Origin of the sequence: Nonomuraea sp. NPDC005983 (genome assembly GCF_040614375.1) — a bacterium.
Taxonomy (GTDB): Bacteria; Actinomycetota; Actinomycetes; order Streptosporangiales; family Streptosporangiaceae; genus Nonomuraea.
The window spans coordinates 11,621-36,109 of the sequence record NZ_JBEXUP010000012.1; the positions used below are offsets into that span (position 1 = coordinate 11,621).

Sequence of the window (24,489 nt, forward strand, 5' to 3'; positions counted from 1 at the left end):
GTCGGCTCAGCCTGCGCAAGTTCGGACCTCGCACCTGTCACACCAGCAGAAAGAGGCCCGTCACCAGCGGAAACGCGGTGACGGGCCGCTCGCGTCGTGTCCGACTGTTCATGGTCATTAACGGCGCTCTACGGCCCACGACCGCGACTCCGTGATCAGGGCCGCGGAAGGAGCCCGAGCCGTCCTGGTTCTCAGTGACAGTGGTCCGCAAGGACGTCGCGGTGCAATATGGGTCATCTCGACAGGCTTAAACGGAGTATCGGTGCGTGGAAGTATGAAGTGTCCGGACTGCGGTGCGATGTTGCCGGGAACCGGGCTCCAGGAGCCGGTGTCCAGATGCCCGAGGTGTGCGCTGCCTCTGCAGGGACCCGCCGCGCACGAGCTCTGGCAGGTGGACCAGGCTCTCGCCGGGCTGAGGGATCAGCAGGCCAGGCTGCAGACCCGCCGTACGGAACTGCTCGGCGTCCTGCGCGCCGACGCGGCGGGTCAGGGGGCGGCAGGTGCGGGTGGGGCGGGTCAGGGCCCCGCAGGTGCGGCGCCTCCCTACGCGGGCGCGCTCCCGCCGTCCCCGGAGGCGGCGGCCGGGCTCGGAGCTGCGGGGCTCGGTGCCCCGACGCCGGAGGTCTCCCCGGGCACCGCGAAGAACGTCCTGCTCATCCTCGGCGGCCTGCTGCTGACGGTGGCGGCGGCGGTGTTCACCGTGGTGAGCTGGGGGCAACTGGGCATAGGCGGGCGCGCGGCCGTGCTGGCCGCGTTCACCGCACTGGTCATGCTGGCGCCGGTCGTGCTGATCCGGCGCAGGCTCACCGCGACGGCCGAGACCATGGCCGGATTCGCGGTCGCGCTGCTGCTGCTCGACGGCTACGCGGCCAGGCGGGTGGGATTCCTCGGGGTCGACTCCCTCGACGTGCTGCACTACACGGCGGGGGTGTTCGGGCTCACCGCGCTCATCCTGGTGGCCTATGGCCGGGTCACCCGGCTTCGCGGACCCGCTCCGGTCGCCGTGGTGCTGGCGCAGCCGGTCCTGCCGCTGCTGGCCGGGGACTTGTCGGAGACCTGGCTGGTGGCCATGCTGGTGGCCACGGTGGCGCTGGACGTCGCCCTGGTCCGCTACGGCCGGGGAGCGGTGAGGGTGACGGCCGCCCTGGCCGGCAGCGGGGTCGCGACCCTCGCCCTGCTGGGCGGCGCGCCGTACGCGCTGGGGTCCCCCTCCGTCGCTCAGGCCCTGGTCAGGTCGGCGCCGCTGGTCGCGCTGGCTCTGCTCGGCGGGTTCGTGACATGGCTGCTGGTCAGGCTGGGCAAGGCTGAGGGGGAGATCTGGGCCTCCGCGGTCGCCGTCGGAACCGCGCTCACGCTGATCGCCGTGCCGGCCGCGCTGGCGCAGCCGGCGCTGGACGGCCCGGGCACGGACTGGCGTCCCCTGGCCTACCTCGTTCCCGCGCTCGCGGTGGTGCTCGCCGCCGACCGGCTGCCCTGGCGGAGGGTACGGCTGGCGGGCATGGGCACCGGCGGGCTGGTGGCGCTGCTGACCACGCTGGCGCTGCTGCCTCGGCTCGTGGCCACCCTGGCGGCGCCGTTCGCCTGGCTGGACGTGCTGTGGACGGGCACGTGGAACGGGCGGCAGTGGCAGCCGTTCGAGACGGCGTCGCCGGCGGATGTGGTGGTGCTGGGCGCGTTGGCGGCCAGCCTCCTGGCGGCGGTCGTGCGCGGCACCGGCGGGCGGCCGATGAAGGCGGCGGCCTCCGGTGCGCTGGTGTCCGGTGCACTCATGGTCGCGGTCGCCTCCCAAGCCTTCGCGATGCCCTACCCGGCCGCGGTGGCGGTGCAGGTGGTGCTGGCCGTCGCGCTGGCGGTGGCTGCCACACTGGGCCGGGCGCCCTGGTGGGCGGTGGCATGCGCGCTCGTCGCCGGTCCGATCTCGGTACGTGCGGCGGCGTACGCGTTCGGCAGCGAGCCGGCGACGCTGACCGTGCTGCCGATCCTGGCGGTGGCGGCCGCCGCAATGGCGCTGCTGGCCAGGTTGAAGGAGCTCCGGGTCTGGGGAGTGGGCTTCGCCGCGCTGTTCCTCGGGCTGGAGGCGGTGGCGGTGGGGTTCTCACTGGGCCTGCGCGTCCTGGTCGCGGCGAGCGTGGGATTCGCCGTGGCCGGGGTGCTGGTGCTGCTCATGTCGCTGTGGGCGGGGTCGGCCGGCCGAAGCGGCGTGAACGGCCTCAGGTACGCCGGCGCCACCCTGCTGTTGCTGGCCTCGTGGCTGCGGCTGGGGGCGGACGAGGTCACCGTCGTCGAGGCGTACACGGTGCCGTGCTCGCTGGTCCTGCTGGGATCCGGCTGGTGGCGGCGGCGCGGCGCACCGGTTTCGTCCTGGGCGGCCTATGGTGCGGGCCTCTCCTTCACAATGCTGCCCAGCCTGGTGGCGGTCTACTCGGACACCGAATGGCGGCGGTCGCTGCTGCTCGGCGTGCTGGCGCTGGCGGTGCTGTTCGCCGGAGCCCGGTTCCGGCTCCAGGCGCCCACGGCGATCGGAGCCGTCGTGGTCGCCGGGGTCGTGGTGCGGGAACTGGCCCCGTACGTGTCGGAGATGCTTCTCGCGGTGCCGCGCTGGGTGCCGATCGCCGTGGGCGGGCTGCTGCTCGTGGTGGTCGGGGCGACGTACGAGGCCCGCATGCGTGACCTGCGCCGGTGGCGTGACACCCTGGCGGCGATGGGTTGACGTTCCGCCATCGAAAGCTGTGCTCCCCGCTCCCTCGCCTTGGCAAGGTCAGTGGCGTTCATCGCTCTCCCGACTTCGTCAATCTCGTCGCGATCAGGTACGTGGCCGAGCCGATGGTGGATGAGGACGGGGTTCGAGGGGGCTGGCCTAGGCTTCGGTCCGCTTCTCCAGTCGGCTGCCACGCGGCAGGGTGACGGCCATGATGTTGCTGGGGATGTCAAGCTCGATGCGGTGCCATCGCCCGCGCGGGACGATGGCAGCGGTTCCGGCCGCCAGCCTGATCTCTTCCTCGTCTTGTCCCGGCCGCTCCGGACGGAGGTAGAGGCGTATCTTCCCGATGAGGCAGGACACGACCTCCTCGGCCTCGGGGTGGACTTCCCAGTGGTCGGCGTGGACGTCGGCGCCGACCTTCGCGTGGAAGGCCATCAGCTGCCAGCCACTCTGTTCGGAGTCCATTGGTCTTTTCTCGACGTGAATCTTGCCGCCCTGGTGAAGGCGGATAGAGGACGCGAAGAGATCGATCGGGGTAACAGCCATGCCGAGAGCTCCTTTATGCGGCGGCACCGGCCGGGAGGGCGGCGCCGAGTGTCATGCCGAGCGCGTATCCCTCGTTGAGGGCCTCGCGGTGTGGGCGGTCTGACCGGTGTGCTGGGCGGCGGTGGTGCCGAGAGCGGCCAGTCCGAGTGACGCGCCGATCTGGACCGGGTTTCCGCTTGCTGATTCCGTGTTCGTCACCACAACTCAGTCCTCTCTGCGCTGTTCTCGTGCAGCCGCGCGGTCGTCAGTGGTCGTGGCTCGAGCCGACCGTGTGCATGCCGCCGAATGGGGTGGTGACACCGTCGTAGCGGAGTTGCAGCATCATCCCCTGATGCTGGTGCGGCAGGTTGTGGCAGTGATTCATCCAGATGCCCGGATTCGAGGCCCGAAACGCGACCTCCCATACCTCTCCAGGACGAACATCGAAGGTGTCGACCCACAGTGGGCTGCCCGACGACGGCTTCCCATCCCTCGACAGAACCAGCACCGGATGGCCGTGCAGATGCCAGGGGTGGGTCTCGAGGCTCCGGTTGACCACGGTGAACCGGACGATGTCGCCTTCGGCTACGAGCTGATCGGGGATTGATGGGTGTCCGCGGCCGTTGACGGTCTGCGCGTACGCCGGTGATCCGTCGACCATGGCCACCCCACGGTCGAGAACCAGGGTGAAGTGCCGGTCGGCGGCCTCGGCGCGCAACGCGACAGGGGTGGGGGCTCCGTACGTCAGCAGGTCGAGTTCGGGCCATCCTGTGATGTCCTGCGTGGCCGGCTCACCGTCGGGAGCGCCTGCCTGGGGCCGCAACCACACTGTGGCGGCGTGGTCGTCGAGTGCCAGCGCCACGGATGTGCTCGGCATGACGAACACGAGGTCGTAGCGCCCGGCTGCGGGCAGACGCAGCCCGTTCCGGCTGATCTCGCCGGGCTGCTCGAGGTCGCGGCCGTCGATGGCGGCCACCCGGAACGAGGTGCCCGCCAGCGCGAACCGGTGGGGATCGGAGTCGGTGTTGATCAGCCGCAGCCGTACCGTGGTGCCTGCCGGTGCGATGTGTTCGGCGCCGCCCGTGATCGTGGCGGTGCCGTCGAAGGTGTGTACGGGCAGAGTCAGATCCAGTTGCCCGGTGTCGTGCTCCTCCTGGGGTTTCACGACGAGGGCACCGTAGAGCCCCCGGCGTACGCCGAGGTGAGACGCGTGATGGGTGTGGTACCAGTAGGTTCCCACCTGGTCGGCGCGGAACCGGTAGACGAACTCGGCGCCGGGTACCACGGCGTCCTGGGTGACGCCCGCTGCACCGTCCTCTCCGCACGGCACGTCGTAGCCGTGCCAGTGCAGGGTCACTCCGTCGTCGATGTCGTGGTTGACCAGTTTGACCTCGATGAGATCGCCCTGAGTGGCCGTGATCGGCGGACCGGGCACCGTGCCGTCGAAGGTCCACGCGTCGATGTCGCGTCCGGATTCCAGGCGCACGGTGGCTTTCCGGGCGGTCAATACGTGTTCGCGCCGGACGCCGCCCGGTGCCGGTGTGTCGGCGCCCCGCAGGTCGGTCACCGATACGGTCGCACGGGACGTCGGACCGGGGCCACCTCCGTCGGTCACCGCCGCGACCGGCCGCGCCGACAGGCCAGCGCCGGCGCCGGCCGTACCGACCACGACACCGGCAACGCCGAGGAAGCGGCGGCGCGAAACTTTCGGCCGGTCCGGATCGGCGTCCGGTTCCTCGTCCGCGTTCGCGTTCGGTTTCACGAGCACTCGCATGGTCAACAGCGCGCCCGCGAGCACCAGCGCGATCGTCATCAGCGCGGTGCCGAGGGTCAGTGGGTATCCGATGAGGAAGGTCAGCACGAAACTCGCCAACGCGGCGTAAGCGGTGGTGAGCAGCGCGACGACGCCTGCGACATCGATGTCTTCCGGCCGCCCGGCACCCGTGGTCCGTGCGCGCAGCCGGGGGCCGGCGATCACCGTGGCGGCCAGCGCGGCCAGCGCGAGCATCGGCAGGCCGAGCAGCACCTTCTCTTGGACGAACCACCAGCCACGACCGGCCAGCACCGCCACCGACGCCGCCCTGGTCAACGTCACCAGCAGCGCCACGGCCAGGAGAGCGAGGGCGGGCTTGGCACGTCGCAGCGACATGGTGACGCCTGCCGCGAACCACACGATGACGCTCAGCAGCGCGATGGCATGGTCCAGGATGGTCAAGGTGGCTGTCGTCATGACGCCATTTGGTCGGTTTTGGCCGGATTCCGCGAAATCTGACGCGATTGCCGGAGGATCGTCCCGGTCACACCCACGATTAACATTGCGTTGAGCGCGTGCAGGCCGAAGACGAAATGGCCGACGGTCGAGCCGTCACCGAACGATTTGGCGACTTCCCGGATCAGCGACTGAACAAGCACCAACCCGGCGACCAGGCCCGCCATCCCGATGAGCCGTCCCGGCATCCGGGCGACGGCGCCGGCGATCGTGACCACGACCGCGAGGGCGAGTATCGAGTAACCGAGCACGCGATGTGGCTGGAAGGCCTCCTCGATGGGCGCGGCGTCGAACGCACCGCTGGCGGCCAGATAGAACTGTGTGATGACGGCAAGCAGCAGCAGGGCCGCCAGGCCAGTGAACACTTTTCTCATGTCATTGATCGTTGCAACGACCAGGCCTGCTCCGCTTCCGGCGACGGGCGACGCCATCTACGTAAAAACGCGTACGAATAGTGCGATCGGTTACGTCGGTCGTCGTAGCCGATCGCGCGTCCGAGCGAGAGTGTGAACCCGCGCGGATCTCGTACGATCACAACATGGATCTGCGAGCGGTGCCGCGACAGCTGTCCGCCTGGTTCTCGCGTCGGCCTGCCTGGTTCTCGGATGTTCTGCTGGCGCTGTTCGTCACCGTAGTTCAGGTTCAGAGTGTCGCGGACTATGCGGCTGTTCTCCCCGAGCCGGCCGCCAGGCCGGTCTCGGACTTCGGGCATTCGGGCTATGCCCTGCTGATCGCGAGTGGCGTGGCCGTCGTCGCCCGCCGCCGATGGCCTGTTCTGGTGTTCACGATCACGGCGCTGGCCAGCCTGATCTATTTCGGTCTCGGCTACCCCCAACGGCTCTCCTGCCTCGGTCTCTTCGTCGCCATGTACACCGTCGCCGCCTACGGCGACGGGCGCCGATCGCTGCTGATCGCCGGTGCGGGCACCACGGCGCTCTCCGTCGGCTGGCTGATCCCCGCGGCCGACATCGAGCCGCGCGTGGCCCTCGGCTGGGTGTTCCTCCGGATCGGCGCGACAGTGATCAGCACGACGCTCGGCGAGTCCGTCCGATCCCGCCGGGTCATCGCGGCCGATGCGCTGGAGCGGGCAGAGCTGGCGGAACGTGCCCGCGACGAGGAGGCCAGGGCGCGGGTCGATGCCGAACGGCTGCGGATCGCCCGCGAAGTCCACGACACCGTCGCCCACGCTATCGCCATCATCAACGTGCAGTCCGGTGTCACCGCACACGTGCTCCACAAGCGACCGGAACAGGCCCGCGAAGCACTACGCACCATCGAGCAGACCAGTTCGCGGGCACTGCGCGAGATGCGCGCCATCCTCGGTGTCCTGCGCGAAGGCGACGAGCGCGAGCCCCACCCCGGTCTCGACCAGATTCATGAACTCACCGGCAAGGCCCGCGATGCCGGCCTCGACATCGCCATCGAGCAGACCTCCCCAGTAACGCCGTTACCAAGCGCGGTAGGCAGCGCCGCGTACCGCATCGTGCAGGAATCGATCACCAACGTGATCCGTCACGTCGGCCCGACCCGGGTGACGGTGGTGCTCGAACCCAGCGACGACGCCTTGCGGATACGGGTGATCGACGAGGGCAGCCGCGCCCCCTCGCACGTCCCGGCTCGCACCGGCAGCTCGCCAACGGCCGGCCGCGGGATCGTCGGAATGCGCGAACGCTGCCGGCTGCTCGGCGGCGAACTCGACGCGAAGCCGCGTCCCGGTGGCGGGTTCGAGGTCACTGCCCGCCTGCCGCTCGTCCCGCTCGGATCGCGCTCATGAACCACACGTCGCCGATCAAGGTACTCCTCGCGGACGACGAACGTCTGGTCCGTTCCGGCTTCAAACTTCTGCTCGACCTGGAAGACGACATTACGGTGGTCGGTGAAGCCACCAATGGTGCAGAAGCGGTCGAACTGGTCCGCGCCACCCGCCCCGACGTTGTCCTCATGGACATCCGCATGCCACGGCTGGATGGGATCCGCGCCACCGGCCAGATCGCCGAGGCCGACGGGCTGGAGCAGGTCAAGGTCCTTATCCTCACCACTTACGACACCGACGAGAACGTCTTCGAGGCCTTACAAGCGGGCGCGAGCGGGTTCCTGCTCAAGGACGCGGGCCCCGCCGAACTCCTGCACGCCATCCGGGTGATCGCCGCCGGTGATGCGCTGCTCGCACCCCGGATCACCCGCCGCCTCATCAGCCAGTTCACCGCGCGGCGCAGGGCTGCCAAGTCCGGCGAGGACCGGCTCGCGGTGCTGACTGACCGTGAGCGCGAAGTGCTCGCACTGGTGGGGCAGGGCATGAGCAACGACGAGATCGGCGCCGCGTTGTTTCTCAGTCCGGCCACCGCGCGCACGCATGTCAGCCGCACGATGGGGAAACTGGGCGCGCGCGACCGTGCGCAGCTGGTGGTGATCGCCTACCAGACCGGGCTGAGCGATTTCACTCAGTAGCGACGGCGTCGGCACGAAGGCCAAGTCGGCGCCCAAGACGTACCCCGACCAAGGCTGACGGCGGGTTCACTCCCGGTCGGCGATCTAGACCGATCTAGTCGTCCGAGCCCGCGGCCGACGGCGGTACCTGGACGACGAAGAACAGGAAGCTGAGCTTGGTCGAAAGGGCATGGAAGTCGTCGGGGAACAGCTCACGGGCGGCCGGGTCGGGCTGCGGCTCGCTGATGACGGCGAGGCGGAAGCCGGCGGCGGTGAAGGCGTCGGTCATCGCGTGCAACGGCCTGCGCCAGAAGGTCATCGGGAAGGACTGTCCGTTGAACGTCCATTCGGCGCTATAGCTGGTGGTCGCGAAGTAGTCGGGCCGAGGATCCTGGATCATGTAGTCCACGAACGGGTGCTGCATCGACGCGATCAGTCGGCCGCCGGGCCTGAGCACTCGCCGCATCTCGGCCAGCGTCGGCCCCCAGTCCTCCAGGTAGTGCAGCACCAGCGATGCGACCACGTCGTCGAACGCACCGTCGTCGAACGGCAGGCGGTCGCTCAGGTCGACCACGTGCAGGGCCGCGTCGTCACCGAGCCGCCGCCTGGCCAACGCCAGCATCCCGGCGCTGGAGTCGACGCCGGTGACGACGGCACCGCGGTCGCGTAGTGCGGCGGACAGGGGGCCCGAGCCGCAGCCGGCGTCCAGGATCCGGCGGTCGGCCACGTCTCCGGCGAGGGCTATGATTGCGGGCCGCGCGTAGTACGCGTTCAGGATGTTGTTCTCGGTTTCCGCCGAGTACGCCTCGGCGAAGCTGTCGTAGTCGTTCGCCTGGGCCGGATCTGCAGGCTGGGTTGCGATCGAAGCCCAGGCAGGACCCCGTGGTGCGAGACTCTCGGGCACGTTGGTCACGCGCTCCATCGTCGCAGCCTAGCGCGCTGCCTCGCGGATATATGCGAGGCAAATGCGCGGCCAAGTTTGCAAGGCTCGGGAGCATCGCAGGTGGCCCCGTCGCCTGGCCGAACTCGCCCGCCCGCCGTGCTGATCCTGGACGACTTCGCCATGCGCGCTGATCGCAGCCCAGGCCGACGACCTCTACGAGCTGATCAGCGAACGCGGACCGGTGAATCCGTGATCCTGACCTCCAACAGGCGGCCGATGGACTGGTATCCCTTGTCACCGTCGAGGGCGGACAGGGGTGGGGTGTAGCCGCGGGTGTGGACGAGGTCGCGGGTGAGCTCGGCGAAGGCGCGGGTGGCGGCGCTGTGGTAGGCGCTTTCGCGCTGCAGGAGGGTGACGGTGCAGGCGGGTAGAGGCGGGTCGAGGGAGACGGGGGTGAGGTGGGGGTGGTCGTGGGTGATGGCGTCGGGCAGGACGGTGGCCAGATCGGTGCGTTGGACGATTTCGGTGAGTGCCTGGAGGGAGTTGGCCTCGACCGTGATGCGGGGAGCGAGGCCGTGGCCGGCGAAGTAGGCGTCGATGTGGCCGCGGGTGGCGAAGTCGCCGCTGAGCAGCGCCAGTTGTTCGCCTTCGAGAGCGTGGATGGGTAGGGGGTCTGGCGTCATCGGGGCGTGCTGGGTGGCGGTGACGAGGCTGAGGGTTTCGGTGAAGAGCGGGGTGGGGGTGATGCCGGGCAGGTGGGGGCCGGCGAAGGCGATGCCGAGGTCGAGGTCGTCGGTGAGCAGGGCGGCTTCGATGCGGTCCTGGGTGGTCTCCGTCAGGGTCAGGCTGATGCCGGGGTGGCGGGTGTGGAGCTCGGCGGTGAGCGGGCCGATGAAGTAGGCGGTGAAGGTGGGGGTGGCGCCCAGGCGCAGGTGGCCGCGGGAGAGGTCCTGGACGTCGTGGACGGCGCGTTCGGCGGCGGCCAGGTCGCGCAGCGCGCGCCGGGCATGGTCGATGTAGACGGCGCCGGCGTCGGTGAGGCGCACCGTGCGGCCGGTGCGGTCCAGCAACTGCACACCCAGAGTGCGCTCCAACTGCCTGATCTGCTGGGAGAGGGTGGGCTGGGAGATGTGCAGGTCTTCGGCGGCGCGGGTGAAGTTGCCATGTTCGGCGACGGCGAGCAGATAGCGCAGATGACGCAGTTCCAGAGCGGCCATGACACAACTATAGATGTGGCCACTAGCTCTTATCGTTAACACGTCTTGGACGCTATAGATGCAGGTCATGCATAGTGGATTTCGTCAGCCCGTAGGGGGCGGCGGCCACAGAAGGGAGTGACCCATGCAGGACCTCGCCGAGGGCGTAGCCCGTTTCCAGCGGGACGTCTTCCCGGCCAAGGCGGAGCTCTTCGCCCACCTGGCCACCCACCACACCCCGCACACCCTGTTCATCACCTGCTCCGACGCCCGCGTCGTGCCGGAGCTGATCGCCAGCTGCGAGCCGGGTGAGCTGTTCGTCATCCGCACCGCCGGCAACCTGGTGCCCGCCTACGCCCCCGGCGCCGACGGAGTGTCGGCGAGCGTCGAGTACGCCGTCGCCGCACTGGGCGTGCGGGACATCGTCGTCTGCGGCCACTCCGCCTGCGGCGCGATGACCGCCCTGGCCGAAGGCCACGACCTCAGCGATGCCCCGGCGGTCGCCACCTGGCTGCGGCACGCCGACGCCTCCCAGGCCCGCACCGCCGCTCCCGGCGACGTGACGGCTCTGGTACGCGAAAACGTGCGTGCGCAGCTGGCGAACCTGGCCACCCACCCGTCGGTCGCCCGCGCCCTGGCGGAGCGGAAGGTCACCCTGCGCGGCTGGGTCTACGACATCGGCACCGGCCGCGTCGAGGAACTGCCCGCCGCCGGCTCCGTGCCCGCGGCCTGACCCTCCCGGCTCTGGTCTCCCGTCCGCGACACCGCGCCGGGGACCCCACTGACCTGCCACTTCACCCTCTTCTCGGGAAGTGGTCCACTAAGCGAGAAGGAAGTACCGATCATGGTGCACGCCCAGTTCGACCCCGCCGCCCGCCAGGCCCTGGCCAACGCCGCTGTCGAGGCCAAGACCCGCAAGAACCTATCCTGGCAGCAGATCGCTGACGCCGCCGGCCTGTCCGTCGCGTTTGTCACCGCCGCGGTCCTCGGCCAGCACGCCCTGCCGGAGAAGTCCGCCAAGGCCGTGACCGAGCTGCTGGGCCTGGACGCGGACGCGGTGATGCTGCTGCAGACGATCCCGACCCGCGGCTCGATCCCCGGCGGCATCCCCACCGACCCGACCATCTACCGCTTCTACGAGATGCTCCAGGTCTACGGCACCACTCTCAAGGCGCTGGTCCACGAGCAGTTCGGCGACGGCATCATCTCCGCGATCAACTTCAAGCTGGACGTGAAGAAGGTCGCCGACCCCGAGGGCGGCGAGCGCGCCGTCATCACCCTGGACGGCAAGTACCTGCCGACCAAGCCCTTCTGACACCAAGGCCGCGTCACAGGCCGGGCGGCGTAGCGGGGCGGGGCCGGATCACCCACCCGCCCGGCCCGCCCCCGCGCCGCCCGGGCGCGCACGCCTCTACCCCGCTTTCACCTCCGGAGGACCTCCATGGACTTCGTCCAGCGCACCATCGACATAGCCCGCCAGAACGTCGCCGAGGGCGGCCGCCCGTTCGCGACCGTCATCGTCAAGGACGGCGAGATCCTCGCCGAGAGCCCGAACAAGGTCGCTCAGACCAACGACCCCACCGCGCACGCGGAGATCCTCGCCATCCGCGAGGCCTGCACGAAGCTGGGCACCGAGCACCTGACCGGCACCACCATCTACGTGCTCGCCCACCCCTGCCCGATGTGCCTGGGCTCGCTGTACTACTGCTCCCCGGACGAGGTCGTCTTCCTCACCACCCGCGACGCCTACGAGCCCCACTACGTCGACGACCGCAAGTACTTCGAACTGAACACCTTCTACGACGAGTTCGCCAAGCCCTGGCAGAACCGCCGGCTGCCCATGCGCTACGAGCCGCGCGAGGACGCCGTCGAGGTCTACCGGTTCTGGCAGGACCGCAACGGCGGCGAGCGCCGTGTCGCCGGTGCCCCCACCGCCTGAGCCTGCCGTGCCCGATGTGATCGAGAAGGTGGCCTGGATCCACCTGGATGCCGGCCGTCTCCCGGCCACCCGCACCCACGGCCGTGACCGCTTCTACCTGCCCGGCGGCGAACCCGAACGCTACGAAAAGTTGCTCTCCGTATCTATTTGGGTACTAAGGGTGGCAGTCGGTTGTGGCGGCGGCTTGAGGCGGAATGACCGTGGTGCGAGTGAAACTCTTGGTGTTGCTGATGGCGTTCGCGCCGTTGGCCGGAGGAAGCGTCCTCACTGAAGGCGATGCGCACACCCCCCACAACGGGGGCCTTGCTCAGGGTGGTGGTGATCCCGGCGACGCCTCGCCGCCGACGGGTGATCAGGCAGGATGGGAGGGGGTGGCACGCGCCTTGGGACGGCCAGGGAAGCTGTCTTCGGACAAGAAGGTATATCGCGTCACGTTCCCGCGTTCGGATCTGAAGGTCACCTCGTATGGGGTGACCATCAAGCCCGGCCTTGCCCTGGGTAGTTACGCCGCCTTCACCCGCTACCCAGATGGCAACGTCATGATGATGGGCGATCTGGTGGTCACCGAACCGGAGTTGCAGAAGGTCACCGATGCCCTGCAACGCCACGGCATCGAGCAGACCGCCGTACACAAACACCTGCTGTCCCACCAACCCGAGGTCTGGTGGACGCACATCCATGCGATGGGCCGCGATGCGACGGAGATCGCCCGATCGGTCCGGGCCGCCCTGGACGTCACCGCCACCCCGATCACTCCGGCACCCGCGAGCCCGGCGCCGTCCCTGGATATCGACACCACCGCGATCGACCGAGCCATGGGTTCCAAGGGCACCAACGACGGTGGCATCTACAGATTCACCTTCAAGCGCACCGAGCCGGTCAGCGAGCACGGCGAGGTCATTCCCCCTGGCATGGGAGTGGCCACTGCGATCAACTTCCAGCCCACCGGCAGCGGCAAGGCCGCCATCAATGGCGACTTCGTCATGACCGCCGACGAGATCCAGCGCATCGTCAAAGCCCTGCGCGGTGGCGGCATCGACATCGTGGAAATCCACAACCACACCCTGCGTGAACAGCCCCGTCTGTTCTACATGCACTTCTGGGCCGACGATGACGCCGTCAAGCTCGCCAAGACCCTGCACAAGGCCGTCGCCGAGCAAGCCGTCACCCCTGCGTCGTGAAACACCGTGACCTGTCGCTGTGGAGCGACTGGCGCCCAGAGAGCCACGGACAGGAGACGAGGGGGGAGCCCTCAAGATCCGGAATATGGACTGTGGCGGCTGTCGTGGCCGGCGGCATTCAGTGCGCTGGGATCTTGTTGCCCTCCGGGTTGAGCACGTACCACTTGGCGCCGAAGGAGTTGAGACCCTGCCCGGTGGTGTCGCCGGGCTTGGCGTCGCTGAGGAAGGAGTACAGCGGGTGGCCGTTGTAGGTGACCTGGGTGGTGTGGTCGGTCCTGGTGGAGGTGCCGAGCAAGGCGGGTGATACTCCGCTGCCGGCCTGCGGCCTGCCCGTGGTGGTCAGCGGCGGCCAGGCGCTCGCACATGCGCTGTAACAGGTCGAGCTGGTGCCCTTGTCGGCCTCGAACAGGTACAGCGTGCGTCCGTGGGCGTCGGCGAGGATCTTGCCGAGCTTGGAGTCTTGGACCGTGACGGTGGCGCTCGCGGGGCTGGTGCTTCCGGCCGCCGGCGTTGCGATCGGCGAACCCGGGACGGCTGGGGCGAGCTTGGACTGGCCGAGCGCGTAGCGGGCGATGGCGGTGCCGAGTTCGTTGCCGGAGTTATGGTCGAGCCGGGTGTGCAAGCCGCCCCAGATGCGGCTGAGCCCGGCTTCGGTCGCGGTGGCGCTCAAGCTGGTATAGGGCTTGGTGTACGGCCGAGGGCCGCCGGTGGCGGCAGGTGCGGTGAGGGTGAAGGCGTTGCGGTCGCCGTAGAAGGCCGCGAGTACTGTGGCGGCGGCTGTGCTGATATCGCTGTGCATGCCTGGATAGGACGGGTCGGGAGGGGTGGCGACGAGCGGGGTCCATTTCGGGTCTGGTTTGACCTGCGGGTTGTCGGCGGCGAGGCGGATGGCGGTGATCGGCCGCCAGAACCGGTATGTGTACTTGGCGTCGTAGATGCCGATGGTGGCATCGGCGAGGGTCAGGTTGAGCAGGGCGAACAGGCTCGCTGACTGGTCGAGGTCGCTGTGGCGCGCGAGGGCGACCTGTTGGGCTACGTCGTACCAGTAGTTCTGGGCGGGGCCGCTCCAGAGCTTGGCGAGCGTGGTCTGGTCCGCTGTGCGCGTGGTGCTGTGGGCGGAGCCGATGGCCTTGACCTCGTTGATGGCGGCCGCGTAGGCAGGGCTGCTCAGTGCCGGGGGCGCGGCGGGACGGAACTGGTGGCCGGTACGGAGTACGAACGGGGTGACCTTGCCCCAGTGGGTGAACTCCGGTGCCTTGAAGGCGGGCGGGGTCGGCCGGAAATCGCCAGGTTTGCCGGTGGTGGCGTAGGGCGGCGGGGTGGCGTTGGCGCCGTCGTGCGCGCGCAGGGCGATGATGGCGTGAGCCGCTTGGGCGCCGACCTTGATGCCCTCCTGTTTGGCGCGGTCGTCGGGGACGCCGGCGAGATCGGTGGACAGCTGGCGGTCCAGGCTGGCCTTACGTGCTGGATACAGGGCGGCGAGGGTGTCGTGCGCGGCCACCGCGGCCGCGGCGGGGCGGGAGGCGTCCCGCGGTGCGGCGAGGCTGGAGCCGTAGAGGGGATGAGCGCGGCTGATCGCGTTGACCGCGTCATAGACGGCTGCGCTCATGATGGCGAAGTTCCGCGTGGGATGAATGGTGGCCAGCTGTGCGTGCGGACTGCGCACGATATTGAGCAGCGTCCGGTTCCACTCGATCACCACGTTGCCCTGAGTCGGCGGCGCGACGGCGTTCGCGGCCGAGAGCGGGGCGGCGTAGGCCGCGGGTGCCGCGACGTGCTGGGCGCCGAGCGTCAGGACGGCCACCGCGAGCGCGAGCACAGGCCGCCGCTGGGTTCTCTGCTGCTCTGGAGGCGTGAAAGTCCTCACGATCTTTCTCCTGTCGGGTAGCGGAGGGAGGATCGATGACAGGCCATTTCTGCGTCTCTACGCCAACGGGCGTTCCCCGTCGGGAATTGGCCGTGCTGAATCGTTACCGTGCCGGCTCGTAGGGCTTGCTTGGGCCTGCGTCGTCAAAACGCGCCGCGCATCGCTGGTCCGGTCGCGGAAGCCGCTCCAGATCACGGCGAAAAGCAGCTTAATGCCAGGACGCAACCAAAAGTTTCAGGCTCGTTGTCCTTTCACGGAGAGCAGAGCCCCTCCGCCCGTTGCTCGCTGGGTTCGCATTTCGAATGCAGAAGACTCTCTCCTGAAACGGAGACACTGCACGATCGGGTGGCTGGCGGCGAGTATTTCCTGTTCACGGCCGCTACAGCGCGGCGCTCGCCGACGCCCTCGGCGCCGGACATGTTGCCGCATTCACCACCATAGCCGACAGCACGTGCGCGTAAACATCGCCGAGGCAAAGCCCTCTGCAAGCCGGACCATCCACTCCGCAGCGCGGGTAAGCCCAAACTCAATCTGGAGTGTCAATAAAATGGCTCAGACACAAAATCTGTGGCGACTGGCCACGAGAGCGAAAACGGGAGCGGGATATTAGCCGATTTGAAAGCCGGCCGGTCGGCCCCGTGCTGGTCGGATTCTCCCGCAGAGCGAGTAGATCCTCGTCTGGGGAAAGTAATTGCCGGTGATCCACTGTCGGCCGGCAGCCCGTGACCGCGCTGCCTGCGGTTACTGGAGTTGGGGCAGGAATCTACGGCGGGCGAGGGCGGCCGTCGTCTCGGCGACGAGCACGGCGATGAAGGCTGTGATCGCGAGCAGTACGCACCAGGCCCACACCGTGTACCCGACGGGCCTTCCGTAGTTGATCCAGTGCAGGGCGAAGATGGCGACGGCGGCGTATGGGAACGCGAACGACCAGAACGCGGGGCCGAACGCCAGCCGGCGGTACACGGGGATCAGCCGGAGTTGGACGATGACGGCGAGCGCGGTGAAGCCGCCGAACACCAGGGCGACGGCGTCAACCTTGTCGTGGGTGATGGCCAGGTAGGCAAGGCCGCCGAGAGCGGGCGGCGCGATCTCGATGGCCAGGGTGGGCATCAGTGGCGCAGGCAGGCGGGGGCGGAAAAGTAGCCGGGCCATGATGACGGAGCCGATGAGCAGCCACGACACGACGCCGATGCCCATGAACGCGTGGGCGATGGCGGTCCAGCCGGCGCGGGCGGCGCCGATGGAGGCGATGAGTCCTCCAGCGACGGCGGGCAGGACGTAGCCGGAGTGCAGCCGGTCCAGGTCGAGTTCTTCGACGATCCATTGGCCGGTGATCCACCCGGCCAGGATGGTGGTGGCGGCGGCGAAGACCGCGAACAGCCACCGGCCGGCGGTGGGGGCGTGGGGCATCAGACCGGTCGCCAGGAGCATGCCGACGATCGGGATCAGCGACACGAACGGCCCCAGCACCGGATCGGCCAGTTCGGCGCGCCAGCCGCCGGGCCGGCGCGGAACCTGCGACACGTAGCCGACGAGGAGCACCAGCCACACGACGGCGGTGACGATGAACAGGACATCGGCCACCAGCGCGGGCGCCACCCCCAGCATGGCCGCATACCCCCAGCAGGTGGCCAGACCGGCCAACCCGTAGGAGATTCCAAACATGTTCGGGGTGATCCCAACCTGGGGCTGAGCTGTCCGCGTGTCCATCGAGCCCTCCACCGCGAGTACTGGCGGCCGCGTGCCCTCTGCAAAATGCGCTGACGCTGACTGTGGTTGTCCGGGCGACGTCGTGGATCCGGCCGCCTGACGGTTCGACCTACCCCGAAAACCCCTGCTCATGTCACATGCGTGATCAATGCCCGACAAGATCAGGCCGTCACCGGACCATGCGTGGCCCGGACATCCCGGCCGCCGGCCGGTCAGCGGTGGAGATAGGCGAGCACAGCCAGGACGCGGCGGTTGTCATCCTCGGATTCCGGAAGGTGGAGCTTGCCGAAGATGCTCGCGATGTGCTTGGTGACCGCGCTGGCAGAGATCGTCAGCTGATGAGCTATGGCCATGTTGGAGCGCCCTACGGCGATCAGACTCAACACCTCGCGTTCACGGGGGCTCAGTTCGGCCGTGCGGCCGCGCGCGTCCCCGCGGGCCAGCAGTTTGGCGACGACCTGCGGATCCATCGCCGTGCCGCCATGGGCCACCGATGTGACCGCGTTGATGAACTGTTCGGCGTTGGACACCCTGTCTTTCAGTAGATAGCCGACCGCCCCGGCGCCGTCGGCGAGCAGTTCACGGGCGTAGAGCTGCTCGACGTACTGTGACAGCACCAGCACGGGAAAGCCGGGTTGCTGGCGGCGCATCTGGATCGCGGCCTGCAAGCCTTCGTCGGTGAACGACGGCGGTAGCCGCACGTCAACGACGGCCAGGTCGGGCCGCTCCTCGGCCAACGCCCTACGCAGTGACGGGCCGTTGTCGACGGCGGCCACGACCGTGAACCCGTGTTCGGTGAGCATGCGGACCAGCGCGTCTCTGATGAGGAACAGGTCCTCGGCGACGACTACTCGGACCTGATCGCGCACGGCACCTCCAAGTGGACGCGGGTAGGGCCACCGGGCGGGCTGTGGACGGCGATCTTCCCGTCGAAGACGGCCAGCCTGCTTTGGATGCCGCGCAGCCCGGTGCCATTGGCCGGATCGACGCCACCGGCGCCGTCATCGATGACATCGCAGCTCAGCAGGCCGTTCCGGTAGTGGAGTGTGACACCTACGGTCGCCGCACCCGCGTGTTTGCTCGTGTTGGCGAGCAGTTCGTTGACGGCGAAGTAGACGGCCGACTCGACCGGCGGCGTCGGACGTCCGGGCAGATCAGATGACACTTCGACATCGAGCAAGGCGTCCAGCGCCAAGGCGCGGATCGCGTCGGCGAGGCCCCGGTCGGCAAGGACCGGCGGATGCACGCCCCGCACCAGGTCGCGCAGCTCGTCCAACGCCTTCGACGACGCCTGCCGCGCCGCGACCACCAGTTCGCGGGCCGCCTCCGGATCCTTGTCGAAGAGCCGCTCGGCATCGCCGAGACCCATGCCCAGCGCGACCAGTCGTGCCTGGGCGCCATCATGCAGGTCACGTTCGATCCGGCGCAGTTCCGCGGCCTGTGCGTCGACACTGTCCGCGCGCGTCCGCGCCAACGTGTCGACCCGGTGCTCCAATTCGGTCGTCCGTGACGGCCCGAGCAGCGCGCGCGTCCAAGTGGCGCGCAACCGCAGCACCTTCGGCCCGATGTACAGGCCGAGCGCGATCAACGCGAGCCCGACCGGGACCGCAGCCAGCGCGCTGGTCGTCGAGGTCACATGGATGACGCCGTAGGAGTTGGTGCCGCCGGCCCGCGCGTTGGCCTGCCATACGAACGGCTGCGCCACGCCGTACAACCCGAAGATCGGCATGCCGAGCGCCAATGCCGCCGCCCACGTACCGATGATCGGGTCGAGGACGGCCCAGAGCACGTCCCGCCAGGTCGCAGGCGCCTTCAGCAGCGCGACCGCGCCCGTTTGGGGACCGTAGGGACGCTCGATGTCCACGCCAAGCTGACCGGCCAGCCGCCGGGCCGCGTCCGCGACCTTCCGTAGCAGCGAAACCGCTGGCGGGAACACATACCGGCCGACGCCGACCACCATCAGTGCCGCGCCGGCCACGACCAGGGCGGCCGCGCAGAGACCGGCGGCCGACAGGCAGATCATGGCCAGCGCGCGAACCGGTGTCGCACACCTCGCCTTCATCCCTGTCTCCCCATTCCGTGCTGGTGGCATCATCGCATTCTCATTCGGAAGTCTCATGACCAGCCCTGATGTCTGGTTCGCCGGAAAAGTGGCAGTACCGCCAGCCCGACGACGGTCGCGACGCAGAGCCAGGCGAACAGGTCGCCGACCAAGCCATAGACCGTCCAGGTGCCCCGCGTCGGTACGGACACGACCATGCTCTGTTGCGCGGTGCTGAAGTAGTTCGTCCTGGCCAGGTTCACACCGTAGGCGTCGACGGTGATCGCGATGCCATTACTGGTCTGCCGGACGAGGGCGTATCCGTTCTCGACGGCACGGAACACCGCGTTCGCCGAGTGCATGTGCTCGATGCCTTTCCAGTCGTTGGCGGGGACGAACATGATGTCGGCCTGGGTGCGCAGCGTGCCGGGGAAATCGGCGTCGAAGCAGATGACGTTGGCCAGCCTCCCGTACGGCGTCTCGGATACCGGCGGAACTCCATCACCCGGTCGCAGACTTTCCATGCCGGGCACCGGATGCGCCTTGTCGAAGGTCGAAAGCACCTGGCCGTCCGGTGCCACGAGCACGGCGATGTCGCGTGAGTGCGGCTGCCCATCGAGGATGACGGCTATCCCCATGTCGAGATAGATCTGCTTCTCTTCGGCCAGGTCCTGGGCCTTCCGCAGAAAATCGGCGTAGTCCTCGTTGAGCACGACTGCGGCGGTCTCCGACCACGCGACGATCTTTGCACCGCCGTCGGCCTCGATCCGGCTGTGGGCGAACAGATCGTCGTTGAGCACCGCGAACGCCTTACGCAGCACCGGCTTCTGCTCGGGCAGGACCTGCGGTGTATGGAAGTTGTCGATCTCTCGCATGCGGTTCTCGGCGGCGAGCGACGCGCTGATGCCGGCGACGCGTACCAGACTCGGTGCCGTTGGCGCCATGGCGAGCCGCAGGCCACCGCCGATGAGGACGAGAACAAGCACCGAGACGTAGGCCGGCGTGACGGTCCGGATCGACGGCCAACTCAGCCTGCGTTCCAGCGCGACATTGACGACCGGCGCGACCCACGCCATCAGAAAGCTGATCCCGTAAATGCCGGTGACGGACACCAGTTGCAACAACGGCAGGTTCGTCGACTGCGTCGCGGCCAATGGCCCGAAAATCGTCCCGAGCGGGCTGATCGCCGCGACCAGGAATTCGACCGCCGCCCGAGCCGCTGGAAAGACCAGCGTGCCGACGAACGGATTCAGCCGCCGGAACAGCAGCCGGTCGACCAGCAGTGGAGTACTCAGGATCAGGTTCAGTATCAGACAGCCGAGCAGGATCGGCAGGACACCGAGCTGGCCGGCGGCCGCGACGTAAACAACCGTCACCGCCGTCGCCGACAGGCCGACGCACCCGAAACCGGCGAGTACGCCGGAGCTTCGGGTGAACCGCATGAGGCCGATGGAGAACAACCAACCCGCGATGGGAATCGACCATTCGCTGTTCATGCTGAACAGTTCGAGCGCTATACCTGCCGCCAACCAGGCATATTTCCGCCGACCGGTGACGAAAGACGTGTTTGCCATGCACCAGAGGCTGCCGGACCGCGCGGCCGCTGCCATTGCGGTTGACTCTCCACACCTCCTGTAGTTATCTCCACCCCCAGCCCGAGACGGTTCTGCCGGAGCTGCGGAGGTCGGTTACCACAACCCGGCTCAGCAGCGCAGCGGCGGCCGGCTGACGCAGGCGCCCAGCTACTGAAGGCGATCGATGAGGCCAGACATGGTCGCCCCGGGCAACTCAGTCCTCACAGCGCACCTGCCCCTTGCCCGGTACGGTCACGGGCACGTCGTCCACGTCCACGCCGCGCTTGGCGGCGGTGGCGGCGGCGATGGTGCAGACGAGCTGCCCGGTCGCCATCCGCGACAGGCTCCAGGGCCGGGGGCGACGGTCAGTTAGACGGCCGCAGATAGCCGGTGAAGCTGCGTTTTCGCAGCTCACTGGCTGTTTCGCCAGGGTGGAGCTTCGGCGACATGTTGCCTGAACGCCTGCTGAGCCAGGCGAGACTCAATAGTCTCTTGCGAGTCATCGGGGCCAGCGAGAGATGAGGGTATGGGTGAGCAACTCCTTCGTACACCTGCACGTGCACACCGAGTACAGCATGTTGGACGGGGCGGCCAAGATGAAGCCGCTGTTCAAGGAAGCCGCCCGGCTGGAGATGCCCGCCATCGCGATGTCGGACCACGGCAACATGTTCGGGGCTTACGAGTTCCAGAAGGTCGCGAAGGACAGCCCGGTCAAGCCCATCATCGGCATCGAAGCGTACTTGGCTCCGGAGAACCGGTTCGTGAAGAAGCAGGTCTTCTGGGGGCAGCGAGCCGAGACCGGTGTCGCGGACGGCGAAGGCGGCAAGGACGTCTCCGGCGGCGGCCGGTTCACCCACATGACCATGTGGGCCAAGGACGCGGGCGGGCTGCGCAACCTGTTCAAGCTGTCGTCTCTCGCAAGCTTCGAGGGCTACTACTCCAAGCCCCGCATGGACAAGGACCTCATCTCCCAGCACGCCGCCGGCATCATCGCGACGACCGGCTGCCCGTCCGGGGCGGTGCAGACCAGGATCAGGCTCGGCCAGTACGACGAAGCGGTCAAGGTCGCCGCTGACTACCAGGACATGTTCGGCAAGGAGAACTACTTCCTGGAGCTGATGGACCACGGCATCGACATCGAGCGTCAGGTCCGCGCCGACCTGCTGCGGCTGGCCAAGGAGCTCGACATCCCGCTGCTGGTCACCAACGACTCCCACTACGTGACCGAGGACCAGGCCGACGCCCACGACAGCCTCCTGTGCGTCGGCGTGGGCAAGAACAAGGACGACCCGAACCGGTTCCGGTTCAACGGCTCGGGCTACTACCTCAAGAGCGCCGACGAGATGCGCGCCCTGTTCCGTGATCTTCCCGAGGCGTGCGACAACACGCTGCTCGTGGCCGAGATGGTGGACGACTACAGCGACGTGTTCGCCCAGGTGGACCGGATGCCGGACTATCCCGACATTCCTGAAGGGGAGACGCAGGAATCCTGGCTGCGTCAGGAGGTCGAGCGCGGCCTGGAGATGCGGTACGGGACACCGGTCCCCGCGGAGGTGTGGGAGCGGTACGAGACCGAGATGAAGGTCATCGGCCCGATGGGGTTCTCCTCCTACTTCCTCGTGGTCGCTGACATCTGCAAGTACGCACGTGACAACGGCATCGCGGTCGGGCCCGGCCGTGGTAGCGCGACCGGATCGATCGTCGCCTACGCCACCCGCATCACTGAGTTGGACCCGCTGGAGCACGGCCTGCTGTTCGAGCGGTTCCTCAACCCTGAGCGGATCAACCCGCCCGATGTCGACCTCGACTTCGACGACCGCCAGCGCGACCGCATGGTGGCCTACGTCACCGAGAAGTACGGCAGCGCGATGACCGCCCAGGTCAACACGTTCGGCACCATCAAGGCCAAGGCCGCCGTGAAGGACGCCTCGCGCATCCTCGGCTACCCGTTCGCCATGGGCGACAAGATCACAAAGGCGATGCCGCCGGACGTCATGGGCAAAGGCGTCCCCCTCGCGGACCTGTTCAACGAGGAGCACCCCCGCTACAACGAGGGCACAGAGATCCGCGCCCTGTACGAGAACGACGTCGACGTGCGCAAGGTCATCGACACCGGGCGCGGCATCGAGGGCCTGATCCGCGGAACCGGTGTCCACGCGGCCGCGGTCATCCTGTCATCGGCGCCGCTGCTGGACCTGATCCCGATGCACATGCGGGACAAGGACGGTGTGATCATCACCGGGTTCGACTACCCGTCCTGTGAAGACATGGGCCTGGTCAAGATGGACTTCCTGGGCCTGCGGAACCTGGGAATCATCGACCACGCTATCAAGATCATCAAGCAGAACCGTGGCATCGAGCTCGACACCCTCACCCTCCCTCTCGACGACGAACGCACGTACCAGCTCCTGGCCCGCGGCGACACCCTCGGCGTGTTCCAGCTCGACGGCGGCCCCATGCGGCAACTTCTCAAGCTGATGGAGCCCACCCGGTTCGAGGACATCGCCGCGGTGCTCGCGCTGTACCGGCCGGGCCCGATGGCCGCCAACGCGCACACCAACTACGCGCACCGCAAGAACGCCCGCCAGGACATCGAGCCCATCCACCCCGACCTGAAAGAGGCCCTCGAACCCATCCTCGGCCCGACCTTCCACCTGCTCGTCTACCAAGAGCAGATCATGGCCGTGGCCCGAGAACTGGCCGGCTACACGCTGGGCGGCGCGGACCTGCTGCGCCGCGCCATGGGCAAGAAGAAGAAGGAGATCCTGGACGCGGAGTTCGTCAACTTCCAGAAGGGCATGCGCGACAACAACTACAGCGACGAGGCGATCCAGGCGCTGTGGGACGTCATGCTGCCCTTCTCCGGGTACGCCTTCAACAAGTCCCACACCGCCGGGTACGGCCTGGTCGCCTACTGGACCGCCTACCTGAAGGCCAACTACCCCGCCGAGTACATGGCCGCGCTGCTCACCTCCGTGGGCGACGACAAGGACAAGGCGGCCGTCTACCTCGCCGAGTGCCGCAAGATGGGCATCGAGGTCCTGCCGCCGGACGTCAACGACTCCCAGCTCGACTTCGTCGCGGTCGGCGACGACAAGGTCCGCTTCGGTCTGGGCGCGGTCCGCAACGTCGGCGAGAACGTCGTCGAGGGCATCGTCAAGGCCCGCAAGGAGAAGAGCCTCTACACGGACTTCAACGACTTCCTGTCCAAGGTGCCGCTGACGGCCTGCAACAAGAGAGTCATCGAGTCGCTGATCAAAGCCGGGGCGTTCGACTCGCTCGACCACCCGCGCAAGGCACTGCTCATGGTGCACGAGCAGGCCGTGGAGTCGGTCATCGACATCAAGAAGAACGAGGCCCACGGCCAGGACTCGCTGTTCGGCGGCGCGGACGACGACGGCGACGCGGCGTTCTCCGTCACCATCCCCGACACGGAGTGGGACAAGAAGACGCGACTCGACTTCGAGCGGGAGATGCTCGGCCTGTACGTGTCGGACCACCCGCTGGCCGGCGCCGAGCGGCTGCTCGCCCGCAACCGGGACACCACGATCGCGGACCTGCTCGAATCGGGCCGCGACGACCGCGGCGACATCAGCGTGTGCGGCATGATCACGAAGGTGGACAAGCGAGTCAACAAGGCCGGCAAGCTCTGGGCGATCGCCACCGTCGAGGACATGGACGCCGCCGTCGAATGCCTGTTCTTCCCCAAGAGCTACGAGCTCTACGGGCCGGAGCTGCGGGAGGACGTGGTGGTGGCGGTGCGCGGGCAGATCAACAACCGGGACGGCGCCATCTCCATCTTCGCGACCGACCTGGCCGTGATCGACGTGTCGGGGATCGGCAGCGACGCCGGCCACCCCGTCACCCTGCTCCTGCGCGAGGAGCGCATCACCCCGCAGCTCCTGGACGAGCTGCGTAACATCCTGAGGCTGCACGAAGGGCAGGTGCCCGTGCTGATCAACCTGCGGCGGCGGATCGGGGGTAAGACCATGGTGCTGTCCCTGCCGGAGTTCCGGATCAACCCGGAGTCGTCGTTCGCCGCCGACATCAAACAGCTCTTCGGCCCGGAAGCGATCATGCTGTGACCGGCCACCGGCCACCGGCCACCGGCGGCCGTGCTGCCACGCCTGGAAGGTGTCGCCAGGTCTGTCTACCTGGCCACAGGGCACAGAGCGG

18 protein-coding genes are annotated in these 24,489 nt (G+C 68.1%); 8 read left to right on the top strand and 10 right to left on the bottom strand.

What is annotated here, in order from left to right; all coding sequences use genetic code 11:
* The first annotated feature begins 391 nt into the window (after positions 1 to 391).
* On the top strand, positions 392 to 2,710 hold the full coding sequence (locus ABZ297_RS08455; protein WP_355341447.1) for a hypothetical protein: 2,319 nt from the start codon (positions 392 to 394) through the stop codon (positions 2,708 to 2,710).
* 147 nt (positions 2,711 to 2,857) lie between these two features.
* On the opposite strand, the gene ABZ297_RS08460 is transcribed toward ABZ297_RS08455, so the two are convergent.
* The 3 genes from ABZ297_RS08460 to ABZ297_RS08470 all read right to left on the bottom strand — a co-directional run bounded on the left by ABZ297_RS08460 (position 2,858) and on the right by ABZ297_RS08470 (position 5,869).
* The gene (locus tag ABZ297_RS08460) at positions 2,858 to 3,166 is read right to left on the bottom strand and encodes a cupin (protein ID WP_355341450.1); all 309 of its coding nucleotides are present in this window, start codon (positions 3,164 to 3,166) and stop codon (positions 2,858 to 2,860) included.
* Positions 3,167 to 3,491: 325 nt separating this feature from the next.
* Positions 3,492 to 5,297 carry a multicopper oxidase family protein gene (locus ABZ297_RS08465; protein WP_355341453.1) on the bottom strand — a complete coding sequence of 602 codons (1,806 nt, stop codon included), beginning with the start codon at positions 5,295 to 5,297 and terminating at the stop codon, positions 3,492 to 3,494.
* Positions 5,298 to 5,452: 155 nt separating this feature from the next.
* Complete coding sequence (locus tag ABZ297_RS08470; protein WP_355341456.1) at positions 5,453 to 5,869, bottom strand: DUF6220 domain-containing protein; 417 nt, start codon at positions 5,867 to 5,869, stop codon at positions 5,453 to 5,455.
* Between the two features lie 164 nt (positions 5,870 to 6,033).
* Here ABZ297_RS08470 and ABZ297_RS08475 point away from each other — a divergent pair, with 164 nt between their 5' ends.
* Entirely contained in the window at positions 6,034 to 7,269 is a 1,236-nt protein-coding gene (locus ABZ297_RS08475) for a sensor histidine kinase (RefSeq protein ID WP_355341459.1), read from the top strand.
* Positions 7,266 to 7,943, top strand: coding sequence for a response regulator transcription factor (locus tag ABZ297_RS08480; protein ID WP_355341462.1), 678 nt, complete (start codon positions 7,266 to 7,268; stop codon positions 7,941 to 7,943). Before ABZ297_RS08475 ends, ABZ297_RS08480 begins: the two co-directional genes overlap by 4 nt.
* A gap of 94 nt (positions 7,944 to 8,037) precedes the next feature.
* Here ABZ297_RS08480 and ABZ297_RS08485 read toward each other — a convergent pair whose 3' ends face one another.
* Positions 8,038 to 8,844, bottom strand: a complete 807-nt coding sequence (locus tag ABZ297_RS08485) for a class I SAM-dependent methyltransferase (RefSeq protein WP_355341465.1) — start codon at positions 8,842 to 8,844, stop codon at positions 8,038 to 8,040.
* Positions 8,845 to 9,029: 185 nt separating this feature from the next.
* Positions 9,030 to 10,022 (bottom strand): transcriptional regulator CynR, encoded by a 993-nt coding sequence (gene cynR, locus ABZ297_RS08490; RefSeq protein ID WP_355341468.1) that lies wholly within the window; start codon positions 10,020 to 10,022, stop codon positions 9,030 to 9,032.
* A 124-nt stretch (positions 10,023 to 10,146) separates the two neighbouring features.
* Here cynR and ABZ297_RS08495 point away from each other — a divergent pair, with 124 nt between their 5' ends.
* The 4 genes from ABZ297_RS08495 to ABZ297_RS08510 all read left to right on the top strand — a co-directional run bounded on the left by ABZ297_RS08495 (position 10,147) and on the right by ABZ297_RS08510 (position 13,121).
* On the top strand, positions 10,147 to 10,734 hold the full coding sequence (locus tag ABZ297_RS08495) for a carbonic anhydrase (protein WP_355341471.1): 588 nt from the start codon (positions 10,147 to 10,149) through the stop codon (positions 10,732 to 10,734).
* A 111-nt stretch (positions 10,735 to 10,845) separates the two neighbouring features.
* Positions 10,846 to 11,316, top strand: coding sequence for a cyanase (gene cynS / locus ABZ297_RS08500; RefSeq protein ID WP_355341474.1), 471 nt, complete (start codon positions 10,846 to 10,848; stop codon positions 11,314 to 11,316).
* A gap of 126 nt (positions 11,317 to 11,442) precedes the next feature.
* Positions 11,443 to 11,940: a nucleoside deaminase gene (locus ABZ297_RS08505; protein WP_355341477.1), complete on the top strand. Its 498-nt coding sequence runs from the start codon at positions 11,443 to 11,445 to the stop codon at positions 11,938 to 11,940.
* Between the two features lie 209 nt (positions 11,941 to 12,149).
* Positions 12,150 to 13,121 (top strand): DUF1259 domain-containing protein, encoded by a 972-nt coding sequence (locus tag ABZ297_RS08510; protein ID WP_355341480.1) that lies wholly within the window; start codon positions 12,150 to 12,152, stop codon positions 13,119 to 13,121.
* Positions 13,122 to 13,239: 118 nt separating this feature from the next.
* On the opposite strand, the gene ABZ297_RS08515 is transcribed toward ABZ297_RS08510, so the two are convergent.
* From ABZ297_RS08515 to ABZ297_RS08535, 5 genes are all read right to left on the bottom strand, one after another.
* Positions 13,240 to 14,988, bottom strand: a complete 1,749-nt coding sequence (locus ABZ297_RS08515; protein ID WP_355341483.1) for a phosphatase PAP2 family protein — start codon at positions 14,986 to 14,988, stop codon at positions 13,240 to 13,242.
* Positions 14,989 to 15,729: 741 nt separating this feature from the next.
* Positions 15,730 to 16,653: a hypothetical protein gene (locus ABZ297_RS08520; RefSeq protein WP_355341486.1), complete on the bottom strand. Its 924-nt coding sequence runs from the start codon at positions 16,651 to 16,653 to the stop codon at positions 15,730 to 15,732.
* A gap of 257 nt (positions 16,654 to 16,910) precedes the next feature.
* Positions 16,911 to 17,501 carry a response regulator transcription factor gene (locus ABZ297_RS08525; protein WP_355341671.1) on the bottom strand — a complete coding sequence of 197 codons (591 nt, stop codon included), beginning with the start codon at positions 17,499 to 17,501 and terminating at the stop codon, positions 16,911 to 16,913.
* 44 nt (positions 17,502 to 17,545) lie between these two features.
* Positions 17,546 to 18,817: a sensor histidine kinase gene (locus tag ABZ297_RS08530; protein WP_355341489.1), complete on the bottom strand. Its 1,272-nt coding sequence runs from the start codon at positions 18,815 to 18,817 to the stop codon at positions 17,546 to 17,548.
* Entirely contained in the window at positions 18,814 to 20,313 is a 1,500-nt protein-coding gene (locus tag ABZ297_RS08535) for a nitrilase-related carbon-nitrogen hydrolase (RefSeq protein WP_355341492.1), read from the bottom strand. Before ABZ297_RS08535 ends, ABZ297_RS08530 begins: the two co-directional genes overlap by 4 nt.
* 530 nt (positions 20,314 to 20,843) lie before the next feature.
* On the opposite strand from ABZ297_RS08535, the gene dnaE reads away from it, so the two are divergent.
* Positions 20,844 to 24,398: a DNA polymerase III subunit alpha gene (gene dnaE / locus ABZ297_RS08540; protein WP_355341495.1), complete on the top strand. Its 3,555-nt coding sequence runs from the start codon at positions 20,844 to 20,846 to the stop codon at positions 24,396 to 24,398.
* The last annotated feature ends 91 nt before the right edge of the window (positions 24,399 to 24,489 follow it).

Bases quoted from the DNA above. Each gene is read 5' to 3' on its own strand.
- ABZ297_RS08460 (WP_355341450.1), bottom strand. From the start codon at position 3,166: ATGGACTCCGAACAGAGTGGCTGGCAGCTGATGGCCTTCCACGCGAAG.
- ABZ297_RS08470 (WP_355341456.1), bottom strand. From the start codon at position 5,869: ATGAGAAAAGTGTTCACTGGCCTGGCGGCCCTGCTGCTGCTTGCCGTC.
- ABZ297_RS08475 (WP_355341459.1), top strand. From the start codon at position 6,034: ATGGATCTGCGAGCGGTGCCGCGACAGCTGTCCGCCTGGTTCTCGCGT.
- ABZ297_RS08480 (WP_355341462.1), top strand. From the start codon at position 7,266: ATGAACCACACGTCGCCGATCAAGGTACTCCTCGCGGACGACGAACGT.
- ABZ297_RS08485 (WP_355341465.1), bottom strand. From the start codon at position 8,844: ATGGAGCGCGTGACCAACGTGCCCGAGAGTCTCGCACCACGGGGTCCT.
- cynR (WP_355341468.1), bottom strand. From the start codon at position 10,022: ATGGCCGCTCTGGAACTGCGTCATCTGCGCTATCTGCTCGCCGTCGCC.
- ABZ297_RS08495 (WP_355341471.1), top strand. From the start codon at position 10,147: ATGCAGGACCTCGCCGAGGGCGTAGCCCGTTTCCAGCGGGACGTCTTC.
- cynS (WP_355341474.1), top strand. From the start codon at position 10,846: ATGGTGCACGCCCAGTTCGACCCCGCCGCCCGCCAGGCCCTGGCCAAC.
- ABZ297_RS08505 (WP_355341477.1), top strand. From the start codon at position 11,443: ATGGACTTCGTCCAGCGCACCATCGACATAGCCCGCCAGAACGTCGCC.
- ABZ297_RS08520 (WP_355341486.1), bottom strand. From the start codon at position 16,653: ATGTTTGGAATCTCCTACGGGTTGGCCGGTCTGGCCACCTGCTGGGGG.
- ABZ297_RS08525 (WP_355341671.1), bottom strand. From the start codon at position 17,501: ATGCTCACCGAACACGGGTTCACGGTCGTGGCCGCCGTCGACAACGGC.
- ABZ297_RS08530 (WP_355341489.1), bottom strand. From the start codon at position 18,817: ATGAGACTTCCGAATGAGAATGCGATGATGCCACCAGCACGGAATGGG.
- ABZ297_RS08535 (WP_355341492.1), bottom strand. From the start codon at position 20,313: ATGGCAAACACGTCTTTCGTCACCGGTCGGCGGAAATATGCCTGGTTG.